Origin of the sequence: Ferdinandcohnia salidurans, assembly GCF_042680725.1 — a bacterium.
In the GTDB taxonomy this organism is placed as follows: domain Bacteria; phylum Bacillota; class Bacilli; order Bacillales; family Bacillaceae_L; genus Ferdinandcohnia; species Ferdinandcohnia salidurans.
Genome location: NZ_JBHUEK010000004.1, coordinates 1 through 14,605, shown reverse-complemented (window position 1 = coordinate 14,605; position 14,605 = coordinate 1). Strand labels below are relative to the sequence as shown.

The window sequence follows — 14,605 nt, the reverse complement described above, 5'->3', positions numbered from 1 at the left end:
CCCTGAAAACCTTGGTTTCAATTTCAATCGTTTAACTAGGAATAAGTCCAATGATTGTTTCTATTAATACTGTTAAAATTGGTATAGCTAGTGCTAAAATTAGAATTTTCCCTCCGAGTTCAATCTTTGAGGCTAGTGACCCTTGGCCTGCATCTTTTGTAATCTGTGCGCCAAATTCAGCGATGTAGGCTATTCCAATGATTTTGAGAATGGTTTCCACATATACGGTGTTCACATTTGCGTTAATCGCAACTTTCTCAAGCATGCGAATGATATCTGCAATTTCCCCTACTAAAAATAGAAAAATTACACAGCCGATAAATACGACAAGCAAAAAGGCAAAGGTAGGTTTTTGTTCTTTTACAATGAGTGCCAGAAAGGTTCCAATTAAACCTAATCCAACGATTTGTATAATCTCAATCGCTCATCCCCTCCTTACCCCTGAAAGAGGAATACGGCTTTTATCTTTTTAAATAGATCCTCAACGATTGTTGCAACCATAAACAGGATATATATGAAGCCCAACAATGTAACCCACTGGGCATATTCCTTTTTACCCATCTGATCTAGGATTGTATGGAGAAAGGCAACCACAATTCCTACACCGGCTATTTGAAATATAATATTTACATCCACTCCCATTCGCTTCTTCTCCCCCTAAATCAATAAAATGACTACTAATAAACCAGACAAAAAGCCCAGGCTTTTCACCATTTTTTCGTAACGCATTTGTCTATCTTTCGCATCACTTTCTTCACGTTCAAGATGGGTTATAGCAAGTTTAATGTGCTTCTGTTGTGAGGTTCGATCATGCTGTCCAAGCGTTTCTCCAAACTGTTGAAGAATCTCAATTTCTCCTTGATGAAAGGCAGTCAATTTGGAAACCTCTTTTAGACTTTCATCCCAAGCTATCTTGACACTTACCTCTCCTGTTTGAAGTCGTTTAGCAAAGCCTTCAAAAAAGTAAGATACAGGCTTCGGAATTTGCCGCGAGAGATGGGTAGCAACATCAATTAAGGGTACATGTCCATACATAATTTCTGCTTCCAGTGATTGTAAGGCTGTTTTTAACATCCTTAACTGACGAGGTCGTTCACTTAAACGTCGTGCTGCTTCAAATCCTGCCCAAGTGGTTGCAAGAAGAATGAATATGGCTCCTAAAATTTTTATCATCTACGTCACGCTCACTTTTGGTAAAAGATGCTTTCCAGTAGGACCTAAGATGGATTTTATGGTTCCTGGCCCCTTTGTGCGTGATAACTCTACAAATCTCTCTATTACTCCTGCTTCAATAATCTTCTGTAATGATGGTCGCTTCGTGAGGTCCGAAATTTGATGTCCATGTGCAGTCACAATCAAACTTACCCCAGCATTAACTGCTTCCATAATCGCTTGACTGTCTTCCTCCCTACCAATTTCATCAACAATTAATACGTCAGGACTCATTGACCTGATCATCATCATCATCCCCTCAGCCTTTGGACAAGCATCTAGGACATCGACTCTAGGCCCAAATGAAGCTTGAGGAACTCCTTTAACACAGCCCGCGATCTCGGAACGCTCATCAACGATTCCGACCTTTAACGCTGGAATGAGTCTAGTTTCGATTCCTGTACTAATCATCCTTGCAAGATCCCTCAGTAAAGTGGTTTTGCCAGTTTGTGGTGGACCAATGATGATGGTATTTTTCCAATAAGAATCATAGAGATAAGGTGCAAGTGGAGCTGCAACTCCAATTTTTTGCTTTGCAATTCGAATGTTAAAGGAAGTCACATCTCGAATCGCTTTGACATTTCCATTCTCCGTGATCACTTTTCCAGCTAGTCCCACTCGATGTCCACCTTGGATGGTGACATAGCCCCGCTTTAGCTCTTCTTCAAGTGTATAAATCGAATATTGACCAAGTTTGTTCAGGAGCTGAACGGCATCTTCACCTGTAACGGAATAATTATGAAAAATAGGGATTCCATTTTCAATGATTTCAAGAGGTCGAGCCACTCTTATTCGGATTTCTTCCATTTTTTCTATGCGTTCTGGAGGATACTTGTTTATAAGGCTTGCAATTGATTTTGGTAGCACGTCAATTATTTCTTTCATCTAGTAAACTCCTCACATAATCTCTCATAATTCAATGTATGCAGGCTTGGACACATTATGCCTACTACTCAATCGATTTCTATTTGAAGATTCCATACAAAATAAAGGCAACCCCAATTCCTATAAAAAGCAGCTTCGAATACGATAACTGATCAGCCAAACCAATCAGTCCAATTGACATAGTCGCAATAAGAATTAGCGGCCCCACAACAGCTAGTGATGCATTAACCGCTAACGCTTTTTTCACATCATTAAAAACCAGCATTAATATCGCCGCCGTTATTTCTAAGCAACCGGATAAAATTCGCAGGCCTGCCATCGTTAAAACACTTGAATCAAACATCGAAAATATTCGTTTCATCGTTGTCCCCACCCAATAAAATTTCTTTTGTACAACCTATGCTTGTTCAATCATTTTCAGAAGAGAAATTTTTATGGGTAGGATTGGTGGTGGTGTTATTGTGGTTTATCTACTGCAGCCCCCGAACATAAAAAAAAGAACCCATCTAAAAAGATGGGTCCCCAATCAATCTCAATATTGATTATGCACGTGATACGTATGATCCTTCAGTAGTGTTAATGATTAACACATCGCCTTCATTAATGAAGAAAGGAACTTGAACGATTAAACCTGTTTCAAGAGTTGCTGGCTTTGTACCACCAGAAGCTGTATCCCCTTTGATGCCAGGTTCTGTTTCAGTAACCTTAAGCTCAACTGTGTTTGGCAGCTCAACACCTAATGTTTCGCTTTGGAACATCATGATGTGTACTTCCATGTTTTCTTTTAAATATTTTAATTCATACTCGATTGCAGATGCTGGTAGCTCAATTTGCTCGTAAGACTCATTGTCCATGAATACATGTGAATCACCGTTAGCATACAGATATTGCATTCTGCGGTTTTCGATTTGTGCTTTTGCTACTTTTTCGCCTGCACGGAATGTTTTCTCTTGAACGGCACCTGTACGAAGGTTACGTAACTTAGAGCGTACAAATGCAGCTCCTTTTCCTGGTTTAACGTGTTGGAAATCCATTACTCTCCAAATTCCACCGTCCACTTCAATTGTCAAACCTGTACGAAAATCGTTAACTGAAATCATATACTATTTCCTCCTAATTCAATTGCGACAAACCTTTGTCTATAAAATAATTAACTCTTTCTTAGAGAATGTTAGTGATTCATTGCCGTCTTTTTTGACAACTACATCGTCCTCAATTCTCACGCCACCTAGACCTGCTATGTAAATACCTGGTTCACAGGTTACAATCATTCCTGGTTCTAACACATTGTCAGATCGGAATGATAATGATGGCTGTTCATGAACCTCCATACCAAGACCATGTCCAGTTGAATGACCAAAATATTCACCATAGCCCTTTTCCGTAATATAATCACGAGTTAAGGCATCGGCTTCTATTCCTGTGATGCCGGCCTTAATGCCGGCCATACCACGAAGCTGAGCTTCTAAAACAACATCATAAATGTTTTTCAGTTCGTCGCTAGGATTCCCTACAGCGACGGTACGTGTGATATCTGAGCAATATCCTTTATAATATGCACCAAAATCAAGGGTTACAAAATCACCTTTTTCAATCACTTTATCACTCGCTACCCCATGCGGTAATGCTGAGCGATAACCTGATGCAACGATTGTGTCAAATGAAGATGAAGTCGCTCCTTGTTTTCTCATAAAAAATTCTAACTCAGTAGAAACTTCAATTTCAGTAATACCAGGACGAATCACATCTAAAATATAAGTAAAGGCGGCGTCAGCTATCTCCGCAGCTTCCTTTAATATCTTAATCTCTGAATCCGTCTTAATCAAGCGTAACTTTTCAATCACTCCTGAAACAGGAATAAGTTCTGCTTGAACACCTTTATCGTAGGCAGTAAAAGTTGCATAAGAAAGATCATCTTGTTCAAACCCAAGCTTTTTAATTCCCATTTTTTCAGCCTGTTTAGCAACCTCTTCGATGATAGGTCCTGAATGTTGAACAATTTCAAATTCCTTCACCTGTTCACTGGCCTGCTCAACATAACGAAAGTCTGTAATAAAAACTGCCTTCTTTTCTGAAATAAGGGCAACTCCTGCGGTACCTGTAAAATTAGTTATGTAACGTCTGTTATAACTATTCGTAACTAATAAGCCATCAATTCCAAAACCTGAAAAACTTTCACGTAGCTTTTCTAATTTACTCATCTAGCTTTCCCCCTAAATGGTCTATCATTGCTAATAACGCAAGTTTGTAGCCGTATACACCTACTCCGACAATTTGCCCAATTGTAACAGGAGCGATGACTGATGTGTGTCGAAATTCCTCGCGAGTATGAATATTCGAAATATGTATCTCCACCACAGGTACAGTAACGCCAGCAATTGCATCGCGAATCGCATAGCTATAATGCGTAAAAGCCGCTGGATTCATTACGATTCCATCGTATTCTCCTTCGGCATTATGGATAGCATCAATAATCGCACCCTCGTAATTCGATTGGAAGCAATCCAGCTCCACATTCTTGTTTTGTGCAAACTCAGTTAGGTCTTTCTCTACATCGGCTAGCGTGAGACTCCCATAAATATGCGGCTCCCTTTTTCCAAGTCGATTTAAATTAGGTCCATTAATAAGGAGTATTTTCTTCATATATAAATCTCCCTTTAAAAAATAGAATGTTCGAACAAGAACATTCTACCATATCTTACCCTAATTTACCTACTCATTTGTAGCGACGACACGCCTTTCAGCCCTCATTTCATTTTCTTCAAATGAAATCGAGTAACCAATAAAGACACCATATAGGATATAAAAGCATATTGTAGTAATAACTGTATTACGTTCTAATTCCCCAACGGTTTTAATATCAGGAAAGATCGGATTAAATACGTAAAACACAATAAGCCATAAGGCAATGCCAAATGCAGCACCAACCCAAATGGACTGAAACTTTTTTAATAATGCATAATATAAAAGTGCTACACCGATTGATATAATACCAATCATTAAAATCCCAATAAACTGACCTAACACACGGTTTTTCCAATCCCCAAGGATCCACGGCTTGAGGATAAGATTTGGGCTAAGTTCTGTAAAATTAAAAATATACGTTAAATACGACAATAGACTCCAAAATATCCCCCCAAACAAACCAATTACTACAACTTTAGCCATTAAAGACATGTCTCCGTCTTTTTTGTTTTGTTCAAGTTCTGGATTCTTTTTTTCAGCATCTACCATAGGTCAACACCTCCATTCGGTAGTATGTCCAGAACTTTAATCAAATACGCCCTGCGTATTTGCGTCCAGATTTTTTTCGAGCTTGATCGAAAAACTTCCTTTAAAAAATCTGTGACATCCACCGGAGGCATTAACTTTATTCAGCTAGCGTTTGACTTTGTCGAAAGCGTAAACTTCTTTTACATCCTTCAGTAAGTTTAGAAATAAGTACTTGTGCTGAAAAAAGTTAATATATTTGGAAAAGATTCGCGGAAAAATGTGTATCAGTGGTAATTACTGGGTAGAATAGTAAATGTTAGATTGAATAAAAAATAAAATTCAAATAATTGATGCTTTTAACATAGAGGTTTATTAGCTTATCTTGTAGAATATATATAAGAAGAAGTACTTAACATGTATCGATCAATTTACTGAAATATACGGGCAACAATGACATGGTTTCATAATACAATATAAGTATAGCTTTCAGGAGGTGTATCTCATGAATCGTCGTAAATCAAATATAGTCGTCATGATTTTACTAGGATTAGGAGCACTTGGATTTGTCTACACCCTTTTCACTCGTCCAGGTTCATTACTCGTGCAAGCAGGCATGATTTTCCTTTTCGTAGGTATAATCTATCTACTATATAAATTTGTGATTAGTCGACGAATGGGAGGAAAAGAAAATTCCGCTTATTTACGTGCAGCAAAACAATCTAGGAAACGTTTTAAAACAGGAAGTCAGAGGAAGTCTCGGACTATGGGAATGGGGAATAAAAAACCTACGACCACCGCGGCAAAACGATCGAATGTAGCGTCTATTCATAAAAAGCGAAAAACGAATACGACACACCTAACTGTTATTGAAGGTAAAAAGGGCAAAAAGAAGAATCGAGCATTATTCTAAACTTTATTCAGCACAAAAGCTGGATAAAGTTTTTTTATATTGTTGGATTCTTCTCTTGTTATATTTAATAACCCCAAGTTCGTAAAAAGGCTTCTGTTCGTTGTTTCCCTAGTTGAATCAGCTCTTGCTTTTTTTCACCTGTTACTCCAAATTCAGTTGTTAATCCACTTTCAACTGGGATAAAAATAATATTTTTTTCGTGTCTACGCGAGATATAACGGGCATCATGCGCATTCTTCATTGTCTCAAAGAGAGCTCCAAACATATCAATTGCATTATGAATTTTATTTTGCTTTTGCTGCTGATTATTCCCACTAAGCCTAATTCCAATGACTGGGCGTTTTTTCAGCTTCATTTCCTCATCAAAAAGCCATATTGGAAAATTAGAGAGGACTCCTCCATCGACAACGATAGTGTTTCCTTTATAATCTTTTAATCGGACGGGCTCAAAGAAGTATGGAAGACTACAACTCATCCGAACTGCTTTTGCCACCGGAAAAGTATGGGGGTGAATGCCATAGCGCTCTAAATCGTCGGGTAATACCATGATTCTTCCATTTGTTAAGTCTGACGCAATAATTCTTAATGATCCGGGAGGGAGGTTTTGAAAGGTAACTACACCCTTTGCACGAAGCTTTTGATATATCCATTTTTCCAACATATCGCCTTTGTATAAACCGAGGCGCCAATAGAGGAGTAGCCACTTTGTTAAAGCTGTGTTCAAAGGGGTCTTGCGTTCATCTAAAAAATCGCTGAGGTCTAACTCTTCCATGAGATTGATAATTTCATCACTTGTGTAGCCAGCAGCTATTAGAGCAGCAATTAAGGATCCTGCACTGGTTCCTGCCAATCTTTTAAATCTAAACCCTTTTGCCTCAATTGCTTGATAAGCCCCTATTAGCGCAAAGCCTTTAATGCCCCCACCTGAAAAAACACCATCAATAAACATCGTACCCCTCCCAATCAATCCCTTTATACATTTTTAATCGGATAGCTTGGGATTTAGTACGCGTGTTTTTTTGAATCTTAAAAAAGAGGGAATCCATACAGGATTCCCTCTTTAGCGTTTGATTACAATCCGCATTTAAGTTGTGCATTACAGTTTGTACATGTGTTACATCCACCAAGGTCTTCTACAGTACCTTGACGGCAAACTGGACAAGTGTCGCCTACTTCAGAACCGATTGTAACGTCAGTTTGACGTAAATCAATGACAGTGTCCATTAGGACTACACGATTTTTTGGCTTTTCTTCTTCAGTTGTAACTTCATCTTCTTCAAATGTGTTTTCTTCCGCCTTAAGCGTAAGAACTTGAGCATCACGGCTTCCATCCACGTATACTGTACCACCTTTTGCTCCACCTTTGTAGAGGCGCTCATATACTCCTTCTACTTGAGAAACAGTGTAGCCTTTTGGTGCGTTAACAGTTTTACTGATTGAGCTGTCAATCCAACGTTGGATGACACATTGTACATCTGCATGTGCTTCTGGTGAAAGTTCCATTGCAGAAACGAACCAGTTAGGCAGATTATTAGGATCTGCTTCTGGGTGTTTATCTAAATATTCTTGAACGATATCCGCTTTAACTTCAATAAATTTACCTAAACGTCCACTTCTAAAATAAGAGAATGAGAAGTATGGTTCTAAACCTGTTGAAACGCCAACCATTGTCCCTGTGCTCACGTTTGTTACTCTCTATGTTCAATAGAGGGTGGGGCTATCAGTACCCACTCCATATGTCGCCATATGGGTCAGACTATATCATCAACCAGTTAATTCTTTTTACTATGTCTTTTTCGATGACAAGGATATTCACATAAACTAACCAAATTTGAAAGCATGTTAGCAGATTTCCAATCTCCATTAAATTCACGAAACGGAATTATATGATGAATCGAAAGTTCGTGTCCAACTTGTTCCTCTGTTTTACCACAATCCTGACAAGTGTAATTGTCTCTTTTTCTAGCCTTTCTACGTTGTGATCTCCAGTTTGGACCGTAATAATCGATTTCGCCACCCTGCCAAGTGGCACTATTAGAACCAGAAAATGCTTTGGATTTTTCGTAATACTTTGCCATACAACTTTCGTTACAAAAATTCCATTTCTTTATAACTGAAGGTTTTTTCTCAATCCTATTCCCACAATTCGTACAGTAAACGATAATCCTTTTTCTGTACTGAACTTTGCCTCTTTCCCCATTTGCTTTACCTAAGCAATTTTTCGAACAAAACTTTGAAGTGTTTTCTCGTGATTTAATAACACTATAAGTTTTGCCACATCCCTTACAAGTTTTTTCTACTTTATTAATAAGATGCTGATTAATTTTATGCCCCATCTTTCTTTGATGCTCATGTTTACACTCTCTATTACAAAAGTTTTTAGCAAAAATGATAGATGGTTTTCTATGCAATTGATTGCCACAATTATCACAGTGTATTAATAGCTTTTTACTTAAATGGGCAAATGCTTTAGGGTTTTTAGATTGAAATTCAGCTTTGCATTTTCTAGAACAATACTTTTTTCTTTCAAATTGACTTGGTTTAACATTTATATCCTTTTTGCAATTAAGACATTTTTTAATCACCTATTACACCTTCTTAAAAATTTAATATTTCTAAAGATGTAATAGACACTGGTTGCTCGGCATGTAGTCGTTGAGGGGGCAGCCACGCCTTCCCTGCGGATTGTCCGCACCTTTTGCTTTTTACTCTTTATGTGTTGGCACACGAGTACAAAAGGATACTCGGAGTTTCCCGCATACAGCCAAGTTTACGCTACATTCTTGCGAATATAGGGGGCAAGTTGTTTACCCGTAGGAGCAACGGTTAGTAAGTGTGAGTTACGAATTCCGTTTTGTTTGATTCCTGCTTTAATATCTTCAGGCATCTTTTGCATGTATCCAGTATTAATTAAAGCTTCTCTGATACGATTGCCATCCTCTGGTGTATTGCCTTCTAAGAATGGGAAGCTGCCTTTTTCTTTTGCAAGTTCAATTGATGCACGATAAGCCGTTGTTGCAATTGTTTCGAACACTTCGTCAACTAACTTATTTCCTTCTTCTGAACCATATTCAGTTTCACAATAGATAAGTAAATCGTGTAATCCCATAACCCCAAGACCAACACGGCGCTCACCTAGTGCTTGCTTTTTATTAGCTTCTAAGAAGTATGGAGTTGCATCGATTACGTTATCTTGCATTCTTACTCCGACTTCTACAGTTTGCTTTAGTTTCTCAAAGTTAACTGTTTTTGTGTCTTTATCAACCATTTCAGCTAAGTTAACTGCTGCAAGGTTACATACTGAATATGGTGCTAGTGGCTGTTCCAATTATGTTATCGTAAAGGTTTTTTATCCTCTACTTCTTACAGTTGATTTCCTGTAAGGTCAGCATACCTTTTCACCAACTCGGTGCTGCGGCCTCGTGGAAGGATTATATTCTGCTTAGCAGTTTCACCTTCTATGCGTTGCCCCTGACTAACTTTTTAAATTAGCCTTCGGTTCGGATTAGCCTCTCAGCCTTCCCGCTTTATTCCGCAGTTTTTTACGTGAGGCAAACTAAGCCACTACTCTTTTACCACACGGATTTGTTGCAACAACTTTTTGGCCATAGCTTTGTGCATTTGTCATGTCGTTTGCATTATCGATGAAGAAAATTCCTGGTTCTGCAGCATACGTTGCGCAGATGTTGATTAGGTTCCAAAGATCTCTTGCATTGATCTTACGGTATACACGTACTTTATGTCCTAATTTCTCCCACTCACGTACGTCCCCAACCTTGTGCCATTCTTCATTATAAATTTTCATTTCTTCTTCGTTGTAGCTTTCAACATCTGGGAATTTAAGTTCATATAACCCGTCTTCTTCAACAGCTTGCATGAAATCCTTAGTAATACAAACTGAGATGTTCGCACCAGTTAAGAACTCTGGATTATGAACACTGTAAGTTCCACCAGTAACTATTTTTTGCTCCGCATCTTTAATGATTTTTTCACTAAAACCACCATAACCAGGAATTTGCTTATAATTTACAATTCCTTGATACATTTGGATTTCCTGTTCCGTAAATGGAGTGAATTTTAGCTTTTCTTGAGCATATTTTTTTATGGTTTCATCTTTTGTATTTTCGATTAGATATCGAAGTATTCTAGGGTTTTGCATCTTCGAAATGATGAATTCAATAATGTCGGGATGAAAATCGGCAAGCATGATCATCTGAGCTCCCCTGCGCGAACCCCCTTGCTCAACAAGATGTGTTAATTTCGCAATGTCATCAAGCCATGAAACAGAACCAGATGACTTGCCGTTTACACCGCGTGCTAGTGTGTTTCGTGGGCGTAGTGTAGTTCCGTTTGTTCCAACACCGCCACCACGACTCATGATTTCCATAACCTGTTTACGGTGCTCAGAGATACCTTCACGAGAATCCTGTACATACGGCATTACGTAACAGTTAAAGTACGTAACATCAGTATCCGCACCTGCTCCGTAAAGAACACGTCCAGCTGGAATGAAGTTTAGATTTACAAGCTCTTGATAGAACTTTTCAAACCATTCCTTGCGCTTCTCCTCCGTTTTCTCTACCGCTGCCAAACCAGTGGCATTTCTTTTTGCAATTTGCTCATAGAAAATTTCGAGCGGTTTTTCAATAACATCAAGTGAACGATTGACAATACCTGTCTCCATTTCTTCAGGCTTGTCCAATACACCCCGATACTCTTCGTCTACAAGCACCTGTGCTGTCTTCTGTTCCCAATCAATGTCAATGATGAAACCTAGACCACGAGCTGGAAACTTTGGATCCTCCTTGATCGTTAGAACAACAAAGTCACCTTCTGCAAGAGTAATCTTCTCGGTATCCTTAAACGTATACCGGTCAAGCATTACGAGCCTTGATACGCCCTTGTGGGTAATCTTCATATCCTCCGTAATTGGATGGACTTGAGGAAAAAGGCGTATATCCTGGTTCAGCCTTTCAACATTCATATTCATTTTTTCTAGCACAACAGTCATTCCCACATCTCCCTTTTAAATCTATTAATCTACATAATGTTTATTTTTTATATGATAAAATTAAAGTACCATATATCGATTTGAAAGACAATATAAAAATCAATATATAGTATCAAAATAATTTTCGACACCACTACATATTGATTTTTAGATGAATAAAATCTTTTTTGTCAAACTGAAAATAGTATAAGATATAAAGTAAAACAGAGGAAAAACTAGGTAAACTAAATTTTTTCATCTTTTTTGAGGAATTTTGTCGGTTGATTTTTCCCTTAAAAGAACAAACCTAATAATACCAAGGATAGGTCTTTTAGCCAAGTAAAAAACGACTAAAAAAAGTCGTTATCGTTTGAAATTCCAATCATCTGATTTATAGCGTTTTTCTGCAATTTCATGAACATAATCCAATTCTTCATCCGTCAATTGATAAGGTTCAAGTACTATATTTAGTCCTTCCTCAAATCCTTCTTTAAATGCCAGTTTTGCTTCATCAATCGTAACTGGTTTCTCCCTTAATGCATTGATAGCCACTGCTTTATTTTTAAAATTCCGCTGCATTCTTTCCTTTACACGCTCACTCGGATATTTAAATAGGTCAAATAATTTATCCTCATCTATATCTAGTAGGATTGATCCGTGCTGAAGTATTACGCCCTTCTGTCTCGTTTGAGCACTCCCAGCTACTTTTCTTCCTTCAACAACAAGCTCGTACCAAGAAGGTGCATCGAAACAAACTGCAGAACGTGGATTTTTTAAGCCTTCTCGTTCTTCGGCCGTTTTTGGAACTGCAAAATAAGCATCAAGACCCAACTTTCGAAACCCCTGTAAAATTCCTTCTGAAATGACACGATAAGCTTCCGTTACCGTGTGAGGCATTTCAGGATGCTCCTCCGATACAATTACACTATAAGTTAACTCTTGATCATGTAGTACCCCTCTACCACCAGTCGGTCGACGAACAAATCCTAAGCCATATTTTTTAACGGCTTCTAAATCGATTTCTCTTTCTACTTTTTGAAAGTAACCAATTGAAAGAGTCGGTGGATTCCAGCCATAAAAACGAATGGTTGGAGGAATTTTACCCTCACTGTTCCAATCAAGCAATGCTTCATCTAAAGCCATATTAAACTCAGGCGAACAATTGCCTGAATCAATAAATCTCCATACCTCTTTTCCCATACTAAACCCTCTTTAATCAAAAATTATGAACCTCCCTTAGTCTATCAGAACAAAATTGAAATTCAAAATCAAATACTCCAGAGAATTCCTTTGATTCTTTTAAGTCACACGAATATAATAGAAAATGAGAGATAGAAAAAGGAGTAGATTGATTTTGGAAATACTTTTAATTGTTTTAGGTGCAATCATCGCATACGGTATTTTTACATTCTTTTATCAGCGTAAAATAGTAACTGTTTTAACTGAAGAACAGTTCCGTGAAGGATATCGTAAAGCACAACTAATCGATGTACGTGAACCAAACGAATTTGACGGGGGTCATATTCTAGGCGCACGTAATATACCATTATCCCAAATGAAACAACGTTTAACAGAAATTAGACCTGATAAGCCAGTCTACTTGTACTGCCAAAACACGGTTCGTAGTGGTCGTGCAGCCCAATTGCTTCGTAGAAAAGGGTACAAAGAGCTTTACCAACTACAAGGTGGCTTTAAAAAGTGGTCAGGTAAAATAAAGAAAAAATAACCTATTCCATTTTGGAGTAGGTTTTTTCATGTCTTGTATATAATAAACTATGGAAAGATATAACTCGAGGTGATACTTTGAACATTTCGAAAGGGCTTTACCACACCATCTACCACCCAAGATTAGTCATCATCCCTCTTATCGTTAACGTGATTCAAACATTCATTGGAGCCTTAGGCATCTACTTTGGTTTTACTGCTTTTTCTTTTTATCATTTTGATACCCAATTCCCATATGGGATCCCACTAGTAAATAATGAAATTCTTTCTATATATGGACCCTACACAAATAACTGGCTACTAACTAGTATGGCCACATTAGTAATACTACTTATAAAAAGCTACGCACTCAGCATGTATCTTGGATCCATGAAATGCTTTTTAGAGGGACCTGATAATACATATTCAATATTAAAAATTGCACCCTATTATTTTAAAAGAATGATTCTATTTTCGATAATTGAGCACCTATTTAGTAGCATAATTTTTCTACTAACTCATACTTTTTGGCCATTAGCAATAATAGTTATTCTGGTTGTACTTTTATTCTCATTAACTCCATACATAATTGTATTAGAAGATACAACGGTTAGGGATGCGATTGTAAAATCACCCAAGCTATTGCTAAAAAATTTTGGTGCCTTGTTATGGATTGGAGTAGTGTCGCTGTTCTTGACAATTTTATTAACAAGACTTCCATTTGCAAATTTAATAGTCGAATATTATATAGTTTCACTTCTATATAGTATGATTGGCACCACTATGATATTTGCCGTAATGAATTGTTTATATAAAAGGATATATAAATTCAGTCTGCCTTCTAAGAAAGTTAAAAAATCGAGAAAGTTTTTTCCGCCACTCTGGATTGCGGCACTACTCTTACCATTGTTAGGGGCTTTGATGGTCTCTAATTAAGACAAAGAAGCGTTAAATGAGTCATTGGGAAGAATTATTAATGAGGTAACCTATCTAGAGAGTGTTTGTTACATATTGATCATGTTTCAAGGTGAAATGTTTTTACGATTAGGGACTTTTGGTATACCATTTATCGTTTTTCGATATGGTGCTATTCCGTTTAGACTGTTTGCGGTATAGCATTTATTGTTTCTCGATATGGCAATATACCGTTTAGGCCGTTTGCAGTATAGCATTTATCGTTCCTCGTTATGATGATATACCGTTTAGACCGTTTGCGGTATAGCACTTATCGTTTCTCGTTATGATGATATACCGTTTAGGCTCTTTGCGGTATAGCATTTATCGTTTCTCGTTATGATGATATACCGTTTAGGCCGTTTACGATATAACACTTATCGTTTCTCAATATGATGCTATATCGTTTAGGCCGGTTGCGGTATAGCATTTATCGTTCCTCAATATGGCAATATACTGTTTAGACCGTTTGCGGTATAGCATTTATCGTTTCTCAATATGGCAATATACTGTTTAGGCCGGTTGCGGTATAGCATTTATCGTTTCTCGTTATGATGATATACCGTTTAGACCGTTTGCGGTATAGCACTGATCGTTTCTCGTTATGATGATATACTGTTTAGGCACTTAATATTTTTTCAAATGCAACAAAAAAGACCAACCATAACGGTTGATCTTTCGTTTGCCTAGCGACGTCCTACTCTCACAGGGACAAAGTCCCAACTACCATCGGCGCT

General features: G+C 37.8%; 15 protein-coding genes and 3 pseudogenes. 3 read left to right on the top strand and 15 right to left on the bottom strand.

Annotated elements, in window-relative coordinates:
* Positions 1 to 31 precede the first annotated feature (31 nt).
* The 9 genes from spoIIIAD to ACFSFW_RS00400 form a co-directional block, all read right to left on the bottom strand.
* A complete protein-coding gene (gene spoIIIAD, locus ACFSFW_RS00440; RefSeq protein ID WP_099351856.1) occupies positions 32 to 421 on the bottom strand; it encodes a stage III sporulation protein AD in 390 nt (129 codons plus the stop codon).
* Between the two features lie 14 nt (positions 422 to 435).
* Positions 436 to 642 (bottom strand): stage III sporulation protein AC, encoded by a 207-nt coding sequence (gene spoIIIAC, locus ACFSFW_RS00435; protein ID WP_010284588.1) that lies wholly within the window; start codon positions 640 to 642, stop codon positions 436 to 438.
* 15 nt (positions 643 to 657) lie between these two features.
* Positions 658 to 1,173 carry a stage III sporulation protein SpoIIIAB gene (spoIIIAB, locus tag ACFSFW_RS00430; protein ID WP_304218498.1) on the bottom strand — a complete coding sequence of 172 codons (516 nt, stop codon included), beginning with the start codon at positions 1,171 to 1,173 and terminating at the stop codon, positions 658 to 660.
* A complete protein-coding gene (gene spoIIIAA, locus ACFSFW_RS00425; protein WP_304218500.1) occupies positions 1,174 to 2,097 on the bottom strand; it encodes a stage III sporulation protein AA in 924 nt (307 codons plus the stop codon). It lies immediately after the preceding gene.
* A 79-nt stretch (positions 2,098 to 2,176) separates the two neighbouring features.
* Positions 2,177 to 2,458: a YqhV family protein gene (locus ACFSFW_RS00420; protein WP_304218502.1), complete on the bottom strand. Its 282-nt coding sequence runs from the start codon at positions 2,456 to 2,458 to the stop codon at positions 2,177 to 2,179.
* Between the two features lie 181 nt (positions 2,459 to 2,639).
* Positions 2,640 to 3,197, bottom strand: a complete 558-nt coding sequence (gene efp / locus ACFSFW_RS00415; RefSeq protein ID WP_099351860.1) for an elongation factor P — start codon at positions 3,195 to 3,197, stop codon at positions 2,640 to 2,642.
* Positions 3,198 to 3,236: 39 nt separating this feature from the next.
* Positions 3,237 to 4,298, bottom strand: a complete 1,062-nt coding sequence (locus ACFSFW_RS00410) for a M24 family metallopeptidase (protein WP_304218505.1) — start codon at positions 4,296 to 4,298, stop codon at positions 3,237 to 3,239.
* A complete protein-coding gene (gene aroQ, locus ACFSFW_RS00405; protein ID WP_099360679.1) occupies positions 4,291 to 4,740 on the bottom strand; it encodes a type II 3-dehydroquinate dehydratase in 450 nt (149 codons plus the stop codon). The genes ACFSFW_RS00410 and aroQ overlap by 8 nt, the downstream gene beginning before the upstream one ends.
* Before the next feature lie 69 nt (positions 4,741 to 4,809).
* Positions 4,810 to 5,331, bottom strand: a complete 522-nt coding sequence (locus tag ACFSFW_RS00400) for a YqhR family membrane protein (protein WP_304218509.1) — start codon at positions 5,329 to 5,331, stop codon at positions 4,810 to 4,812.
* A gap of 481 nt (positions 5,332 to 5,812) precedes the next feature.
* Here ACFSFW_RS00400 and ACFSFW_RS00395 point away from each other — a divergent pair, with 481 nt between their 5' ends.
* A complete protein-coding gene (locus ACFSFW_RS00395) occupies positions 5,813 to 6,220 on the top strand; it encodes an SA1362 family protein (protein ID WP_388034396.1) in 408 nt (135 codons plus the stop codon).
* Between the two features lie 64 nt (positions 6,221 to 6,284).
* On the opposite strand, the gene ACFSFW_RS00390 is transcribed toward ACFSFW_RS00395, so the two are convergent.
* From ACFSFW_RS00390 to lipM, 6 genes and pseudogenes are all read right to left on the bottom strand, one after another.
* Positions 6,285 to 7,169 carry a patatin-like phospholipase family protein gene (locus ACFSFW_RS00390; RefSeq protein WP_388034394.1) on the bottom strand — a complete coding sequence of 295 codons (885 nt, stop codon included), beginning with the start codon at positions 7,167 to 7,169 and terminating at the stop codon, positions 6,285 to 6,287.
* Positions 7,170 to 7,291: 122 nt separating this feature from the next.
* A pseudogene (locus ACFSFW_RS00385) lies at positions 7,292 to 7,900 on the bottom strand (ribonucleotide reductase barrel domain-containing protein); the annotation flags it as partial.
* A 92-nt stretch (positions 7,901 to 7,992) separates the two neighbouring features.
* Positions 7,993 to 8,805, bottom strand: coding sequence for an HNH endonuclease (locus tag ACFSFW_RS00380; RefSeq protein WP_388034392.1), 813 nt, complete (start codon positions 8,803 to 8,805; stop codon positions 7,993 to 7,995).
* A gap of 224 nt (positions 8,806 to 9,029) precedes the next feature.
* Positions 9,030 to 9,545, bottom strand: a pseudogene (locus tag ACFSFW_RS00375) (ribonucleotide reductase barrel domain-containing protein); the annotation flags it as partial.
* A gap of 249 nt (positions 9,546 to 9,794) precedes the next feature.
* Positions 9,795 to 11,231, bottom strand: a pseudogene (locus tag ACFSFW_RS00370) (vitamin B12-dependent ribonucleotide reductase); the annotation flags it as partial.
* Between the two features lie 342 nt (positions 11,232 to 11,573).
* Entirely contained in the window at positions 11,574 to 12,410 is an 837-nt protein-coding gene (gene lipM, locus ACFSFW_RS00365) for a lipoate--protein ligase family protein (protein WP_388034390.1), read from the bottom strand.
* Positions 12,411 to 12,534: 124 nt separating this feature from the next.
* Here lipM and ACFSFW_RS00360 point away from each other — a divergent pair, with 124 nt between their 5' ends.
* Together ACFSFW_RS00360 and ACFSFW_RS00355 are read left to right on the top strand one after the other, a co-directional pair.
* On the top strand, positions 12,535 to 12,936 hold the full coding sequence (locus ACFSFW_RS00360; RefSeq protein ID WP_099360685.1) for a rhodanese-like domain-containing protein: 402 nt from the start codon (positions 12,535 to 12,537) through the stop codon (positions 12,934 to 12,936).
* Between the two features lie 77 nt (positions 12,937 to 13,013).
* On the top strand, positions 13,014 to 13,850 hold the full coding sequence (locus tag ACFSFW_RS00355; RefSeq protein WP_388034388.1) for a hypothetical protein: 837 nt from the start codon (positions 13,014 to 13,016) through the stop codon (positions 13,848 to 13,850).
* Positions 13,851 to 14,605 lie beyond the last annotated feature (755 nt).

Bases quoted from the DNA above. Each gene is read 5' to 3' on its own strand.
- ACFSFW_RS00395 (WP_388034396.1), top strand. From the start codon at position 5,813: ATGAATCGTCGTAAATCAAATATAGTCGTCATGATTTTACTAGGATTA.
- spoIIIAC (WP_010284588.1), bottom strand. From the start codon at position 642: ATGGGAGTGGATGTAAATATTATATTTCAAATAGCCGGTGTAGGAATT.
- ACFSFW_RS00400 (WP_304218509.1), bottom strand. From the start codon at position 5,331: ATGGTAGATGCTGAAAAAAAGAATCCAGAACTTGAACAAAACAAAAAA.
- ACFSFW_RS00420 (WP_304218502.1), bottom strand. From the start codon at position 2,458: ATGAAACGAATATTTTCGATGTTTGATTCAAGTGTTTTAACGATGGCA.
- ACFSFW_RS00360 (WP_099360685.1), top strand. From the start codon at position 12,535: ATGAGAGATAGAAAAAGGAGTAGATTGATTTTGGAAATACTTTTAATT.
- spoIIIAB (WP_304218498.1), bottom strand. From the start codon at position 1,173: ATGATAAAAATTTTAGGAGCCATATTCATTCTTCTTGCAACCACTTGG.
- spoIIIAA (WP_304218500.1), bottom strand. From the start codon at position 2,097: ATGAAAGAAATAATTGACGTGCTACCAAAATCAATTGCAAGCCTTATA.
- efp (WP_099351860.1), bottom strand. From the start codon at position 3,197: ATGATTTCAGTTAACGATTTTCGTACAGGTTTGACAATTGAAGTGGAC.
- aroQ (WP_099360679.1), bottom strand. From the start codon at position 4,740: ATGAAGAAAATACTCCTTATTAATGGACCTAATTTAAATCGACTTGGA.
- ACFSFW_RS00410 (WP_304218505.1), bottom strand. From the start codon at position 4,298: ATGAGTAAATTAGAAAAGCTACGTGAAAGTTTTTCAGGTTTTGGAATT.
- lipM (WP_388034390.1), bottom strand. From the start codon at position 12,410: ATGGGAAAAGAGGTATGGAGATTTATTGATTCAGGCAATTGTTCGCCT.
- ACFSFW_RS00390 (WP_388034394.1), bottom strand. From the start codon at position 7,169: ATGTTTATTGATGGTGTTTTTTCAGGTGGGGGCATTAAAGGCTTTGCG.